General features: G+C 60.2%; 13 protein-coding genes and 1 riboswitch. Of the genes, 10 read left to right on the forward strand and 3 right to left on the reverse strand.

The window, feature by feature from the left end; translation table 11 throughout:
- Genes KB449_RS35995 through KB449_RS36005 form a run of 3 tightly spaced genes read left to right on the forward strand, consistent with a single transcriptional unit; the run spans position 1 to position 3,517 of the window.
- The gene (locus KB449_RS35995; RefSeq protein WP_282913237.1) at positions 1 to 1,695 is read left to right on the forward strand and encodes an ABC transporter permease; all 1,695 of its coding nucleotides are present in this window, start codon (positions 1 to 3) and stop codon (positions 1,693 to 1,695) included.
- A complete protein-coding gene (locus tag KB449_RS36000) occupies positions 1,692 to 2,870 on the forward strand; it encodes an ABC transporter ATP-binding protein (protein ID WP_282913238.1) in 1,179 nt (392 codons plus the stop codon). The genes KB449_RS35995 and KB449_RS36000 overlap by 4 nt, the downstream gene beginning before the upstream one ends.
- 11 nt (positions 2,871 to 2,881) lie before the next feature.
- Positions 2,882 to 3,517 (forward strand): metallophosphoesterase family protein, encoded by a 636-nt coding sequence (locus tag KB449_RS36005; protein WP_282913239.1) that lies wholly within the window; start codon positions 2,882 to 2,884, stop codon positions 3,515 to 3,517.
- A gap of 59 nt (positions 3,518 to 3,576) precedes the next feature.
- Here KB449_RS36005 and KB449_RS36010 read toward each other — a convergent pair whose 3' ends face one another.
- A complete protein-coding gene (locus tag KB449_RS36010; protein WP_282913240.1) occupies positions 3,577 to 5,034 on the reverse strand; it encodes a VanW family protein in 1,458 nt (485 codons plus the stop codon).
- 488 nt (positions 5,035 to 5,522) lie between these two features.
- Here KB449_RS36010 and ftsE point away from each other — a divergent pair, with 488 nt between their 5' ends.
- The 6 genes from ftsE to KB449_RS36040 all read left to right on the forward strand — a co-directional run bounded on the left by ftsE (position 5,523) and on the right by KB449_RS36040 (position 11,355).
- Positions 5,523 to 6,209 carry a cell division ATP-binding protein FtsE gene (ftsE, locus tag KB449_RS36015; protein WP_282913241.1) on the forward strand — a complete coding sequence of 229 codons (687 nt, stop codon included), beginning with the start codon at positions 5,523 to 5,525 and terminating at the stop codon, positions 6,207 to 6,209.
- Positions 6,199 to 7,113 (forward strand): permease-like cell division protein FtsX, encoded by a 915-nt coding sequence (gene ftsX, locus KB449_RS36020; protein ID WP_282913242.1) that lies wholly within the window; start codon positions 6,199 to 6,201, stop codon positions 7,111 to 7,113. The genes ftsE and ftsX overlap by 11 nt, the downstream gene beginning before the upstream one ends.
- Positions 7,114 to 7,152: 39 nt before the next feature.
- Complete coding sequence (locus KB449_RS36025; RefSeq protein ID WP_282913243.1) at positions 7,153 to 8,331, forward strand: murein hydrolase activator EnvC family protein; 1,179 nt, start codon at positions 7,153 to 7,155, stop codon at positions 8,329 to 8,331.
- Positions 8,332 to 8,876: 545 nt separating this feature from the next.
- Entirely contained in the window at positions 8,877 to 10,391 is a 1,515-nt protein-coding gene (locus tag KB449_RS36030; protein WP_282913244.1) for a PDZ domain-containing protein, read from the forward strand.
- A 77-nt stretch (positions 10,392 to 10,468) separates the two neighbouring features.
- A riboswitch (guanidine-I (ykkC/yxkD leader) is annotated at positions 10,469 to 10,578 on the forward strand.
- 106 nt (positions 10,579 to 10,684) lie between these two features.
- Positions 10,685 to 11,038 carry a DMT family transporter gene (locus tag KB449_RS36035; RefSeq protein ID WP_282913245.1) on the forward strand — a complete coding sequence of 118 codons (354 nt, stop codon included), beginning with the start codon at positions 10,685 to 10,687 and terminating at the stop codon, positions 11,036 to 11,038.
- Positions 11,038 to 11,355 (forward strand): DMT family transporter, encoded by a 318-nt coding sequence (locus KB449_RS36040; protein WP_282913246.1) that lies wholly within the window; start codon positions 11,038 to 11,040, stop codon positions 11,353 to 11,355. Before KB449_RS36035 ends, KB449_RS36040 begins: the two co-directional genes overlap by 1 nt.
- A gap of 67 nt (positions 11,356 to 11,422) precedes the next feature.
- Here the strand turns inward: KB449_RS36040 and KB449_RS36045 are convergent, their stop codons facing one another.
- Positions 11,423 to 12,544 (reverse strand): TFIIB-type zinc ribbon-containing protein, encoded by a 1,122-nt coding sequence (locus tag KB449_RS36045; RefSeq protein WP_282913247.1) that lies wholly within the window; start codon positions 12,542 to 12,544, stop codon positions 11,423 to 11,425.
- Positions 12,545 to 12,550: 6 nt separating this feature from the next.
- Positions 12,551 to 13,645 carry an SPFH domain-containing protein gene (locus tag KB449_RS36050; RefSeq protein WP_282913248.1) on the reverse strand — a complete coding sequence of 365 codons (1,095 nt, stop codon included), beginning with the start codon at positions 13,643 to 13,645 and terminating at the stop codon, positions 12,551 to 12,553.
- A gap of 167 nt (positions 13,646 to 13,812) precedes the next feature.
- Here KB449_RS36050 and KB449_RS36055 point away from each other — a divergent pair, with 167 nt between their 5' ends.
- Positions 13,813 to 14,409, forward strand: a complete 597-nt coding sequence (locus KB449_RS36055; RefSeq protein ID WP_282913249.1) for a YcxB family protein — start codon at positions 13,813 to 13,815, stop codon at positions 14,407 to 14,409.
- Positions 14,410 to 14,431: the final 22 nt, after the last annotated feature.

Genomic DNA, 14,431 nt, shown 5'->3' on the forward strand with positions numbered 1-14,431 from the left:
ATGCGCTTTACGATTTTCGCTCACGGAAGCAGGACGGGCTGGCTGGTGCTGGCCCTTCTTGTTTTGTTGATCATGCTGCCGCTTGCCGCGGTCGTTCTTCAGGTGCTGCTGCCGGGCTTTTTCTTCGGGAGCCGTCAGATCGGCGACCTCTCCCTGCTGGGCGAGATGTTTCGCCGTCCGCTCTGGTATTTATCGCTCAAAAACACGCTGGTCCTCGGCCTCGGCACGACGGCGCTCGGCACGGTGCTCGGCGCGGCGCTCGCTACCGCGCGATCCCGCTGGTCGTTCCCGGGCGCGCGGCTGCTCGACGGGGCGGTATGGCTGCTGATAGTGACGCCGTCCTTCATCCTCGCGCAAGGCTGGGTCATGTTCGCTTCGTCGGACGGACTCGCCGAGTCCTGGTTCGGCTGGCACTGGGTGCATGACGCCGTCTTTACGCCCGCGGGCTTGATTGCGGTCATGTCGTTAAGCAAATTTCCGTTCGCTTATCTGGCCGTCTATTCCGCGCTGGAGTGGAAGATGGACCGCCTGGGCGAAGCCGGCCGCTTGAACGGCGGCACCGCCTGGACCGTCTGGCGGACGATCGAAGCGCCGCTGCTGCTGCCCGCCTATTGCTCGGGGGCGCTGCTCGTCTTCATGGACACCGTCGGCGATTTCGGTCTGCCGGCTTCCATCGCGGCCGTTTTCCGTTTTCCGACGCTGCCTTACTCGATCTACTCGGCGCTGTACACCTCGCCGATCCGGTTCGACATGGCCGGCGTGCTTTCCTTTTACCTCGTGGTGCTGATCGCGCTGGCGATGAGCGTGCAGTTCTGGGCGCTGCGCCGGGCGCGCTTCGACTTCCTCGGCGGCCGGGCGACGCGCGCCAAGGCCGAGCGGCCGCGCAAGGGCGCCTTGCTACTGGCTAGCGGCAATCTCCTCCTGCTGGCCATCGCGGTGGGCATTCCTTTAGGCGCCAATCTACTGACGTCGGTGACCCGTCCCGGCAAATCCGGCAGCTCGGCGTTTACGCTGGAACATTACCGGGAGCTGTTCGTGGAAGGAGGACAGCTGACGGACGCGCTGCTGCACTCGCTATCGATCGCGGCGTTTGCCGCCATCGTCGGCTTGTTCGTCGGCCTGCTCGTCGCCTACGTGCTGACTTATTCGAAATTCAAGCTGAAACGGGCGATCGACGTCATCTCGCTCGTCTCGCTGGCGGTTCCGGGCGTCGTGCTCGGCATCGGCTACATCTTTATCTGGAACCAGGCCTGGCTCGAACGCATCGGGCTGCTGCTATACGGCAAGCCGGCCATCCTCGTGCTGGCCGGGGTGGCGGGCGCCATTCCCGTCATCACCCGGATCGTGACGGGGGCGATGGCCAAGGTGCCGCAGGGGCTGCTGTCGGCGGCGCAAATGCAGGGCGCCTCGTTCTCGCGCAGAGTGCGGACGATTCTGCTGCCGCTGCTGCGCGACGCGCTGCTTTCCGCCGCGCTGGCGGCGTTTGGCGCGAGCGTCTTCGACCTGGCGATGACGTCGATTTTGTTCCCTCCTAACTTCATGACGCTGCCCGTCGTGATCAACAAGGCGTTCGAGGACCTGGACTTCGGCTACGCAGCCGCCGCGACATTGACCGGCGGGACCGCGGTCGTCGCATTGATCCTCGTTATGGAGCGAATCTTCAAACCGAAGGAAGCAAGGAGGCCAAGCCGTTGAATCCAATCTTAGAGATCCGCCAGCTTCACAAGTCCTACGCGGGCCAGCCTGCGCTTCGGGGCATCGACTTCAGCGTCTCCCGCGGGCAGATCATCAGCGTGCTCGGACCGTCAGGCTGCGGCAAGTCCACGCTGCTGCAGCTTATCGCCGGCCTGCAGCAGCCGGACGGAGGCGAGGTGCGGCTGCGCGGCGAAGCCGTGTCCACGGCTTCGAAGCTCGTGCCGCCGGAGAAACGGGGCATCAACATGGTGTTCCAGGACTACGCGCTTTGGCCGCATATGAACGTTTTCGACAACATTTCGTACGGGTTGAAAAGAAAGAAGGCAGCGTCCGCGGACATTCGAGCCAAGGTCGGGGAGCTGCTGCGTCTGCTGCATTTGGAGCCGTTCGCAGACCGCCTGCCCGCGCAGCTGTCCGGCGGCCAACAGCAGCGCGTGGCGATCGCGCGCGCCTTGGCGACGCAGCCGGACCTGCTGCTGCTTGACGAGCCCATGTCCAATCTCGATATGCGGCTGCGAATCGAGATGCGAACGGAGCTATCCTATCTGCTGCGCAAGCTGGGGACGACAGTGTTCCATGTGACGCACGATCCCGAAGAGGCGTTCGCGATGGCGGACCAACTCGTCATTATGCGCAGCGGCGGCATCGACCAGATCGACAGTCCCGAGGCCTGCTATCGCCGGCCCGCAACGGCATCCGTCGCCTCGCTGCTCGGCGCGGGCAACCGTCTGGCAGGGCCGATCGACGAAAGCGAGGCGGCGCCTGCCATTCGTCTCGACGGCGCACTCGTCGCCGGACGGACAGCGTCCGATTGGAGCGCCCGCCGGCCGTCCGGACCGGCGATCGCGCTGTTCCGCCCGGATGCGGCCGTCTGGGAGACCGAGGATGCTCGGGCATCCCATCCGAGCGAAGAGGTTGCCGCAGGGGTGGAGGCCGGTACGGCCGGCTCCCGCGCGGTCGGCTTCCGCGCGGCCTCGGACTTCAACCGGCTGGCCGCGCGTATCGCGCACAGCGCCTTCGAAGGCAATCGCTGGCGCGTGCTGGCGGAGACCGGAACCGGAGAGATGCTTTCCTTATTCCATCATGAGCCTCTGAAGGCGGGCACGCGCGGCTGGCTGCGTTTCCCCGTCGAGGAGACCTACTTGTACCCGGCTGACGCCGGCAGCGAAAGGTAGAAGAAATTGATATGACCCGCATACTTGTCATCTCGGATATTCACGGCCAGGCGGCGGCGATGCGTTCGCTGCTGCGGACGGCCGAATACGCGCCGGGCAGGGATCGCCTGTATCTGCTAGGCGACTTCATTAATCGGGAGAAGGAGAGCTGGCCTGCGCTTAAAGAAGCGATGGCGCTGGTCAAAGCGGGCGCGCGCGCCGTGCTCGGCAATATGGAGCGGTGGCTGCTCGACGCCTCCGCGCGGGGAGAAGGCCTGCCGGCGGATGCGGAAGAGCTTCGGTTTCTGAACGAGACACCTTTGTATTGGGAAGAGGAAGGTTTCCTGTTCGCCCATGCGGGCATCCGTCCGGGCCTGCCGCCGGCCAAGCAGAGCGCCGCGGATCTGACCGAAATTCGCAGCGAGTTCTGGGCCGACGGCGGTCCGCTCCCGTATACGGTCGTGTTCGGCCACACGCCGACCTTTAAGCTCGGCGCGCCTGCTGGCGAGCTGTGGCTCGGCCGCGACCGGATCGGGATCGACACGGGGGCCAAGCACGGCTGCCGGCTCACGCTCGTCGACCTGACCAATCGGCTGGCTTATTCCTGCGGCGTGGAGCCGGAGCGCCAGCCTGGCGAATGCCGCCTGTCCTCCTGGGCGACGAATTGAAACGCAAAAAAGCCGCCGGAGGCACAGGCACGGCGGCTTTTTGCGTTCTTCATTGGCCTTTACATCGGTTCAGCCGGCGTCCGTCCCTGCGGCTGAGGGTGCGGCTGCTCCGAACGCCCGGCGCGCGGATCCGAAGGATGCACGGCGACGATCGCGTCCTGCGCGCGATAGGCGGAGCGGTTCAGCTTGCGGCGCGCGGCAAGCCGGTCGTCCACGAACTTCAAGCGGTAAGTGTCCACGACTGCGCCTGGCTTTCCTTCCTGCAGAAGACGAGACATGCCGACCGGGACGTCTGCATCTTGCATATAAACGGTCTTGGGCGTAAGCTCCTTCACGTGGACCGTCTCCAGCTCGTACCTCACATTGTCCGCCATCGTGCCGAACAGCTTTACCGTTAGCCTTTTGCCGCGAACAGAGGCCTTGATCAGCAGCCGCTTGCCCGTGTCGTTGCGGAAGCGGAAATTGATCGAGCCCTCCGCAAAGGTCGCATCCATGCCCTGCGGCAGATAGTTCACCGCGAGCGAGTGGTTGCGCCGCTCCACGATCTCAATATTAGAGGCACGCAAAACGGCATTGTAAAGCGTGCTGGACACCTGGCAGATGCCGCCGCCGATGCCCGGCACGAGCTTGCCCTTCAGGATAACCGGGGCTTCCCGGTAACCGTAAACCCGGCGCGCCTCGGCGACGATGGCGCCGTAATCGAAGGTCTCGCCCGGCAAGAGCATTGTGCCGTCCAAGGCCTCGGCGGTGGCCTTGACGTTATGGACGCGCCCTTCGCCGCTCGCCGTAAAGGAGGTGGTGAACTCGGCGATCTTGCGTGCGATCCCTTGCGCCCGCAGCAATGCCGTCGTAATCTCGGGCTTTACGGAGGCTACGGGCACGCGCAGCTCGATCCGTATCTGATCGTCTGCGGACTGCGCCACCTCGCTCAACCCCGCTGGCGCTCGCTTCTTGAATGCCTTCAGCAGCGAAGCGATGTCGAGCGTCTCGCCTGGCGTTTCCGGCGAATAAACGACCCGGTCGCGGTCGTCGATCGTCCGGACGGCGTCGATCGGCTGCTTCTCCGCGAGCCGTCCCCACAACGCTTCCGCTTTATCCGCAAACATCTCCTCGTCCCAAACCGCTTCTATCGCATAGCGCTTCGCCATCGCCCGCGCGGCTGACCGGCGCTCTAGCCAACCTGCGTCCCGGTAGCGCACGATCGCACGTATGGCTTCCTCTGCGTCCAGATTGAGCCCCAGCTCGCGCCAGGTCGGCGCAAACGCCGTTGCCGGGGCAGGGGAGGCTTCCTCCGGCCGCCTGTCAACCAGCGTCACATGCCCGTCAAGCGCGGCTTCGATCCGCGACCCCACCTTGGCAATGGCGGCGTCCGCGCTCATGCCGCCCAGCTCCAATCCGCCCACAGCGACGCCGTCCGGCAGCATGCGAGGCCGGCGTGCCGCGGGGTTCGCGGCAGCGATGTCGGCGACAGCCGCTTGGCCACCAACTACCGGGGCACGAATGAATTGGCCATCCACTACCCGACCACCAACTACCGGAGCGCGAATTACCCGACCACCGACTCCCGGGGCATCTTTCGCCTCGACGCTCGCCACTCTAACCAGCGCGGTTCCCCCAATCACTCCTGCTGCCCGCGCTTGTTCCGCTGTCCCTGTCCCCACGCTCATGCCGACGGCCAGCGCGAGAGCGGAGGCCGCGATCCGGACGATTCGACTGTTCATTTTTCGGATGTCCTCCTTCCGGCAAACGCATCTCTCCCGTAGGATTCCCTCCAGATTAAAAATTTCTCAAAATAACGGAAATCGACAAAAATGCGTGCCGAAATGGGCGCGGATTCGCGTCCGTCGGCGAGATAAAGCTCGACAAATAAAGGATTTCCCGGCAAGATGTCGAAGTACCTTTAGTCTGCGGAATATTAGCCTTTCGACGGGAAGCGTCTCCCTGAACGTATATATGCAACGGCTATATGCAACGGCTGTCTACCATGCAAACAGGATGTGATCGCGTGATCGAAATGCACGACATATGGAAGACCTATCCGGACGGCACGCCCGCCCTGCAAGGCATAAATATCGTGATCGACCGCAACGAGTTCGTGTACGTCGTCGGCCCGTCCGGCGCCGGCAAGTCGACGTTCATGAAGCTGATCTATCGCGAGGAAGTGCCGACCAAGGGCCAGCTGTCCGTCAACGGGTTCAATATAGGCAAGCTCAAGCAGCGCAAGATCCCTTACGTCCGCCGCAATATCGGCGTGGTGTTTCAGGATTTTCGGCTGCTGCCCAAACTGTCCGTTTATGAGAACGTCGCCTTCGCGATGGAAGTCGTCGAATCGCCCAAGCGGCATATCCGCCGGCGAACGATGGAGGTGCTCGAGCTTGTCGGGCTTAAGCACAAGGCGAGCAGCCTGCCGGCCCAATTGTCCGGCGGCGAGCAGCAGCGCGTCGCGATTGCCAGGGCGATCGTCAACAGCCCCTCCGTCATCGTGGCTGACGAGCCTACCGGCAACCTCGATCCCGAGACCTCGTGGGGAATCATGAAGCTGCTCGAAGAGATCAATTTCCGCGGTACCACCATCGTCATGGCCACCCACAACAAAGAAATCGTCAACACCCTTCGCAAACGGGTCATCGCGATCGAGCGGGGCACCATCGTGCGGGACCAGCAGAGAGGGGATTACGGATATGAAGTTTAGCACCCTCGTGCGCCACGTCCGCGAAGGTGTCAAGAACGTCTTCCGCAACGGCTGGATGTCATTCGCCTCGATCGGATCGATCGTCGTGTCGCTGTTCGTGCTGGGCGTGTTCATGCTCCTCGCGCTCAACGTGAACCAGTGGGCGGATCAGTTCGACAGCCAGGTTCAAGTCAACGTCTACCTCCAGTCGGAGATCGGCCAGTCCAAGATCGACGAGCTGAAGACGCGCATCGGCAACATCGCCGAGGTCAAGCAGGTCACCTTCGTTTCCAAGGAGGAGGGACTTGAAAAGCTGCGTCAGGATCTGGACGAGGACGTAAAAGGCGCGCTCGACGGCTATAAGGATGCCAACCCGCTGCCGGATGCGTTCGAGGTCGAGCTGTTCGACGCCCAGCAGGTGTCCTACGTCGCCAAGCAGATTCTTGCCTTTAACGAGACGGACGCGGACAAGCCGGTCCTCAGCGTCAAGTACGGACAAGGCTATGTCGAAAAGCTGTTCCGCATCACGAACGCCGTGCGCAACGTCGGTCTGGTCGTCGTCGCGGGACTCGCGGTCATGGCGATGTTCCTCATTTCCACCACGATCAAGATGACGATACTGGCCCGTCGCAGAGAGATCGGCATTATGAAGCTCGTCGGCGCCACCAACAATTTTATCCGCTGGCCATTCTTCATCGAAGGGATCGTCATCGGCTTGGCAGGCTCAGGCCTTACGACAGCGCTGCTGCTGTACGGGTATTCCGAATTGATCGCGTCGACCCATTACAACATGGGCCTGATGATGATCGAGGTCGTCGATATGAACAAAGTCGGCTGGCTGGTCGGCGGCACGCTCGTGGCGCTCGGCACGTTGATCGGCGTCTGGGGCAGCGTCGTTTCGGTTCGCAAGCATTTGAAGGTGTAGCTCTTGCCGTTCATGCTCAGATGATGGAGGAGAACATGGGTGAATAAAAGATTGATCGCGGTATTGGTCATGCTGCTGGGCGTCGTATTCCTCGTCCGGCCGTACGAGAGCCACGCCGAGACGAAGATGCAGAAGATCGAGCGGCAGCTCAAAGAGATCCAAGCCCAGATGAACGCCGCCGCGGAAAGCAAGAAGGAAGCGGAGCGCCGGAGCGAGGATCTGACCAACAAAAAGGCGCTTGCCAAGACGGATATGTTTACGCTGCTCAAGCAGATTCAGCAGACTTCGGATCAGCTCGACGCGACTCAGGCCAAGATAGAGTCCGCCGAAACCAAGCTGCTGAAGACGACGTCGGAGCTCGAGTCCGCCGAAGCCTCCAGGCAGAGCAGGGACGAGCAGCTGCGAGAGCGCATCCGGCTTATTTACATGAACGGCTCTGTATCTTATCTGGACGTGCTGCTCAGCTCCAAGAGCTTCTCGGACTTCGTGGGCCGTTTCCAGTCGCTGCAGTCGATTATGGAGCAGGATAAAGAAGTGCTGTCGCAGACCGAGAACTACAAGGCGCTTGTCGCCGACAAGAAAGCGCAGGTCGAAGTCGATCTGGCTTCCGTCAAGAAGCTGTACAGCGACATGGCGGACAAAAGGGCCGAGCTGCAGGATCAGGAAAAAGAAAAAGAAGTGCTCGTAGCGAGCATTAACCAGAAAATCGAAGAAACCGAGGATATCAGCGAAGAGGCCGAAGCCGCGCTGATGGAGTTCGGCAAAAAGTATTCGAAGCTGCTGGAGCAGAAAAAACAGCTGAAAACCTACTACACCGGCGGTAAGCTTGGTCTCCCGCTGAAGCGGGAATACCGCTTGTCGTCGCCGTTCGGCTACCGTACGCATCCCGTGACCGGACAGAAAAACAAGCTGCACACGGGCTTGGACATGGCGGTTCCGGAGGGTACGTCGGTCTACGCGGCCGAATCGGGCACCGTTATCGTCGCCCAATCGTGGAGCGGGTACGGCAATTGTATCATCATCAACCATGGCGGCGGTCTGTGGACGCTGTACGGTCACTTGAAGCCAGGCGGGATCCTGGTCGAGAAGGGCGAGACCGTCAAACGCGGCGAAAAAATCGGTCTCGTCGGCATGACGGGCACCGCTACCGGTTACCATCTGCACTTCGAGGTTCGCAAAGACGGCACGCCGGTCAATCCGGCGCCGTATCTCAAATAAATCGGAGCCTCGCGCAAAGCCGTCCCAAGGCAGCGCCCACTTGAGAAGGTGGGCAGCCTGGGGCGGCTGCCGCATTTTTGGGGCATTTTCGGGCGTTTGAACGGTATCCCTTTCAATCAGGGGTTTGAACGGTATCCCTTTCGATCAGGCAGGGGATGATTAGCAGGAGACGATAGAAGGGATTTGCGCTTTGAAGCGGAGCAATGCTCTTAAGCGATATCCCCTTCGATCAGATTAAAAGTTTATCATGCACACAGGCGGGCCCCTTTACACGGTATCCCCTTCGGTCAGGGATGTCTACGATTTTCATCGTTAGAATGGGGATCAAAGCAGCGGCTTGCGGGCGATTGCGGCTTTCGGGCAACGTAACGCATTCCTGCGCGAAGGGGATATCATTAAAACGGGAAAAACGGAGTATTTCAGCAACCGAATTCCACTATTTGTAAGTTGAGGACGGATCATCCGGCAGGATTTAAACTTCCGTCTGTCGAATACCTATGGTCGGCGTACATATCGGATTACGGAAATGAAAGGCGGGATTCGTCTTGGATCTGACGATCGATTGGTTGCGGTTGGCGGGCGAGAGTATCGGCGTCCTGTTCCTGTCGCCTTTTTTATATATCGCGCTCGCTATGGTCTGGTGGCATTCCCGCCAGAGCAATGTGCTGCAGCGCAGACTGTTCCACATCAGGCTGCGGGGTACGCTGCCGATGACGGCTGCTCGCATCGTCGCGGGTTTTGTTGCGGGCATCGCGTTGTCGGCGCTCGGGTTTGCCGCAGGGGCGCAGCTGACTGCCTCTACGCTCGTATGCGTCTGGATCGCGACGTTCATGCTCGCGTTGTTCAAGCTGCGATATGTTTGTCTCGCTTACGCGGCGGGCGTACTTACTGTCATACAGACGATCCTTTCATGGACGGGCGTGCCTGATGGAGACGAGACGGTAAACCGGATTTGGCAGGCGTTAAAAGATATCGATGGTCCGTCCTTGCTGTTCTTGGCCGGCCTGCTGCATATTGCGGAAGCGCTTCTCGTCCGGCTGCAGGGCTCGCGATATGCGACGCCGTTGTTTCTGGAGGGGAAGCGAGGCAAGCCGATCGGCGCCTATTCGCTGTCCGGCCTTTGGCCGGTGCCGCTGCTCTGGCTTGTGCCCGCGGCAAGCAATAATGGGCTAGCGCTGCCATGGACGCCGCTGTTCGGCATGGATGGAGGACCGGCGGTTACGGTCGCCGGATGGACGCTGGCAGCTTTTCCGGTGCTGATCGGATTTACGGATCGCACGGCGACACGGTGGCCTGAAGTTAAGGCGAAGGAAATGGCAACCGGCCTGCTTGTTTACGGGCTGGCGATTGCGGCGCTTGCAGCCGGCGCCGCGTTCTGGGGACCGCTTACGATCTTGGCCGGGCTCGCGGCCTTCATTTTGCACGAGGGTCTGCTGTTCTGGGGAAGGATGCGCGAGCGGGGGCATCATCCTGTTTATGTGCAGGATGGCAGAGGCGTCGTCATTCTCGCCGTGCTTCCCGGAACGCCGGCGTATGAGATGGGCTTGACCGCCGGCGAGACCGTGAGCAAGGCGAATGGCGTCAGCGTGCGCAGCAAGGAGGAGCTTCATGCGGCGTTGCAGCTTCAGCCGGCGTTTACGAAGCTCGAGGTGCTGAACCGCGACGGCAACGTAAAATTTGCGCAACGGGCCCGGTATGCCGGAGAGCATCATCAGCTTGGGCTGATCCTTGCGCCGGACGAGGATGCCGAATACGTGGCGGCGCCGGGATCGTCCTCGTTGCGCCAAGGAATGCGTTTGGCAGGTGCGAGGCTGCGCGGAAGAGGCGCCCGGAGGCGATTCGGCGGTTCGGAGGAGGCCGCGGCGCAAGAGAGCGGGCCGCCACCGGAGAAGTCCGGCAAGTCCGGGAACGATGTGCTTGCTTTGACAGCGGGGACGCATGCGGAGGCGACAGGTCAAGTAGACGCGACCACCGCAGAGCGGACTTTCGGCGTTACTCCAACGGCTGTTCAAGAGCGTGTGCCTGAAGGTCTTCCTCCGCGCAGCGGAAGGCATAAGTAGAAAGCCGGCCAGTCGATCGTTCGGCATCTTTTTTGCAATCGCATTGACAGTTCATCTGTTGTTCGTTACTATGGATTGGATTCGTCCTCTAGGGTTCCGAGGCGGCTTCGGCCGGCTGTCTGGTCCAAGGGAGGGCGCGCGCTGCCGATAGCGGCAGGCGTCACGGAGGGACAAAAGCCCGGGAGTATCAGAATGCATGGTAGTGCGCCACGATCGCGCCGCTCACCGTGCATGCCGATGCTTTCGGGCTTTTTTGCATCCGATTATCCGATTATAGGGAAAGGGGTATCGTTATGACAAAGTACTGGACACTGCTGATCGCGGCCGGCGTGACGGAAGTGGGGTGGGTATCGGGCCTGAAGCATGCTTCAACCTGGTGGGAGTGGCTGCTGACGGTCGTCGCATTAGCGTTTTCCTTTTGGAGCCTGATGGAAGTGACGCGCGTGCTGCCGATCGGAACGGCCTATGCCGCGTTCACGGGCATCGGCGCGGCAGGGACGGTAATCGGGGAAGCCGTTTTTTACGAGGGAGAACTGAATGCGGCTAAGTTAGCGCTGGTCGCCCTCATGATCGTCGGCATCGTAGGCCTAAAAGCGACATCAGGGCCAAAATCAAGCACGGGCGTTGAGAAAGGCGGGAACGGCTGATGGCATGGATTTACCTGGTTTGTGCGGGCCTGTTTGAAGTCGTGGGGACAGTCGGCTTGAACCGTTGGAGCAGCCGCAGGGATGCTTGGGGATTGATTATTATATGCGTCAGCTTCTTGTTCAGCTTCAGCCTGCTGACAGCTGCGATGCAAGACATCTCGATGGGGACGGCTTATGCGGTCTGGACGGGCATCGGCTCGGTTGGCGCTACCGTTCTCGGCATGATTTTTTACGGTGAGTCGCGCCAGGCCGCAAGACTCTTTTTCCTCGCGCTTGTTATCGCCGCCGCGGTAGGCTTGAAGTTAATCGGGGAATAAAGATCGCCCTGCTCGTGAGCAGGGCGATTGTTTTTTGATTGTTTTTCTGATTGCTTTTTCTATTGTTCTATTGAGGCGGTGTTTGTTGGCTGCTCGCATACCACAGTACGATGACACCGACGACTGCCAGACAAGCCAGCACGAAAAAGGTAATCTTCCAGGCGCTGCGAGGTGCAGTGCCTGAGACGAGGCCGGTCTGTCCGTTGACCATGAAGCGGTAGGACTTGGATTTATAGTTGTAGTTAGCATTCCAGACGGGCAGTAAAAGATGCTTGAACGTGCGATCGTAGTAATCGGTATTGATGTTAAGCGAGCGTACCTCGTCGCCGCCGATCTTGGAACGGATGTCGCCGCGGAGCTCGCCGTCGATCCGCTCCCGTGCTTCCTCCCAGCCTCGCGTTCGGTTGACTGAATAGCGTTCGGCGATGTAGCCGCTCAAATAATCAGGCTTGTAGCCGATCAGTCCGCCCAGCTCGAAGTTGCCCAGGCGATCCAGCAGCTTGGCATCGTATTGGCCGGAGGCCGGGATCAAAACGTCGTTGAAGAAGCGTTCGTAATCGCCGCTAACCCAATGCCAGACCGTATAGCGTTCCTGCTCGGTGTATGTCTCGGTTTTTCCGTTGACGACGCGCGTCCTGGTCACGGTCCGATAGTGATAATCGCCGCGTTCGGCGGTGTAGTCGGATGCGGTATTCGCATCGTACGTCCAATAGGGGATATAGATGCCGGCTAATCGCGCGCTCGTGTTTTCCCGCTTGAACGCGCCGGGAAGAAACCAGCGTTTCTTTTTCCACGCCCGGAAGGCGTTCTTTGCGTCGTCGCTGTCGACTTGAAACGGGATCAGCGATTCGGGCTTTATCGTTGCCGCCGCGGGCTGAGGCAGCACCTTCGGCGAGCCGCAAAACGGACATAGCGTAGCCGTCTGCAAGGCCGGAATCAGGCTCTCGCCGCCGCAGGACTCGCATTTGATCGTCTGCTGCGCCACGCCCCAGTCCGTGTCCGCTTCTTCTCGCATACCGTCGTCGAGCGCATGCTCCTGCGGAAGCGCGGTGTCGGACTCGATCGCTTGCAGTCTGCCGCAATATTGGCACTTCAGCTGCTGACTGTCCGCGTCGAACAGCATCGCGCCGCCGCAGCTCGCGCAGGGAAATTGAATGGTTTCCATTGCAGCATTCGCGTCTTTCGCCATGCAGTCCTACACCTTCGTCCCGCAATTGGAGCAAAACTTCGCGGTCGGCGCTAGCGGCTGCCCGCACTCCGAACAGAACTTTTTCGCAGGCGCCGCGCTGCCGCCATCGGGGGAGACCCCGCCGACTTGCGCGGCACGTTCACTTGCGGCTGCACCGCTGCCGGGAGCTGCAGCGCCCGCGACGGAAGCAGCGCCGGGACCTGCGCTATAGCTTCCCCCGGCGTTCGCCGAATTCTGCTGCTCGTTTTGCCGCATCATTTGGCTCATGGCCTGGCCCATCGCCATGCCTGCGCCCAGCCCGATGCCCGTTCCCGCCGAGCCGTCCGCCGGGTTGTTCGCCGCCTCGCGCAACGCCTCTGCCGTCTGATACTTCATGTATTGATCGAGATTGCCCGCGATATTCATGGACGATCTGCGGTCGATCGTCTTCTCGACTTCCTCGGGCAACGAGATATTCTCGATCGTGAGGGCCGTCAGCCAAAGCCCCATCGGCATGAAGTGCGCCTGGAGCTTGTCGGTCGCGGCACGGCTCAGCTCGTCGTACGAAGCCGCCAGGTCGATGACCGGAATTTTTGACTCGCCCAGCAGATCGCTTACGCCGGAGACGATGACCGACTTCAGGTAGCCGGCCACGTTTTCCGCCGAAAAGTCCTGCTGTGTCCCAAAAATCTCCTTCAGGAACAGTGCAGGATCGTTCACCTTAAGCGCATAGTTGCCAAAGCCCCGCAAGCGGACCATCCCAAATTCCGCGTCGCGCATGATGACCGGATTTGTCGTGCCCCACTTCAACTGTGTAAAATTGCGCGTACTCACAAAATAAACATCGGCTTTAAAAGGAGAGTTGAAGCCGTATTTCCAGGACTTAAGCGCGGTAAGCACCGGCATGTTCTGCGTGCTTAACGTGTAGGTTCCCGGACCGAAAACGTCGGCGATCTGGCCTTCGTTGACGAATATAGCAGCTTGAGACTCGCGCACGACGAGCTTCGCGCCCATCTTAATCGCGTTGTCGTAGACAGGAAAACGGTAAACCATCGAACCGGTGTCGTCCAGCCATTCGATAACCTCGATGAACTGGCCCTTGATGAAGTCGAACAATCCCATATACAGCCTCCGTTCGATCTTGTTTGCATCCATTATAAGCTTTAACCCGCGCATGTTCGATAAAATGTTGCTAAAACGCAAGATTAGCGGCATCGCCGACACCGAATAATGTCTTATAATGAAGAGCAACAAGAGACGTTATGCGAAAAGCGTCACAGGGGGTTATCATGGCAGCAACCGTAAAGGCAGAGTTCGAAACGACGGAAAAAGAGATCGTCGCTCTGAACATGAGACATTTCTATGCGAGTCCGGGGTTTGTGTTCTTCATGCTCGTCTGCGGTTCTAATTTGCTGTATATGCTGTTGGCGGCGTTAAAGGAGGGCGGTGAGGCTGCGGATCACTTCCACTTCATACAATGGCTGCTGCTGGCGTTCGGACTGTTCATTCCCGGATCGAGCTATTTGCGAGCGGTACAGGCCGTGAAGAGACGTTTTTCGGCTGAAAAACGGGCGTATGTATTCGACGAAAAAGGCTTTAGCTTTGTCACGCCTTCCGCGAAGGGACAGGTCGACTGGCCGGATGTACGGCGGTTCGCGATCACACGCCGTATGATCATCCTGTACGTCGGCCAGAAAGGTGTCAGCCTGATTCCCTTGCGGAGCTTGTCAGGCCCCGATGATCTGGCACAGCTTAAACAATGGATTTGGCAAAAGGTCGATCCTCAAGCTGTACGGCGCGCCGCGAGAAACCGCATGCTGCTGTATACTGGCATCGCGGCCGCCGCGATCGTCGCCGTTGTTCTCGTATGGAAGGGACCTTCATAAACGACGGACGCTAGGGATGAAC

Source organism: Cohnella hashimotonis (assembly GCF_030014955.1).
In the GTDB taxonomy this organism is placed as follows: Bacteria; Bacillota; Bacilli; order Paenibacillales; family Paenibacillaceae; genus Cohnella; species Cohnella hashimotonis.

Coding starts and splice junctions, on each gene's coding strand:
- KB449_RS35995 (WP_282913237.1), top strand. CDS start 1: ATGCGCTTTACGATTTTCGCTCACGGAAGCAGGACGGGCTGGCTGGTG.
- KB449_RS36005 (WP_282913239.1), top strand. CDS start 2,882: ATGACCCGCATACTTGTCATCTCGGATATTCACGGCCAGGCGGCGGCG.
- ftsX (WP_282913242.1), top strand. CDS start 6,199: ATGAAGTTTAGCACCCTCGTGCGCCACGTCCGCGAAGGTGTCAAGAAC.
- KB449_RS36035 (WP_282913245.1), top strand. CDS start 10,685: ATGACAAAGTACTGGACACTGCTGATCGCGGCCGGCGTGACGGAAGTG.
- KB449_RS36040 (WP_282913246.1), top strand. CDS start 11,038: ATGGCATGGATTTACCTGGTTTGTGCGGGCCTGTTTGAAGTCGTGGGG.
- KB449_RS36045 (WP_282913247.1), bottom strand. CDS start 12,544: ATGGCGAAAGACGCGAATGCTGCAATGGAAACCATTCAATTTCCCTGC.
- KB449_RS36050 (WP_282913248.1), bottom strand. CDS start 13,645: ATGGGATTGTTCGACTTCATCAAGGGCCAGTTCATCGAGGTTATCGAA.
- KB449_RS36055 (WP_282913249.1), top strand. CDS start 13,813: ATGGCAGCAACCGTAAAGGCAGAGTTCGAAACGACGGAAAAAGAGATC.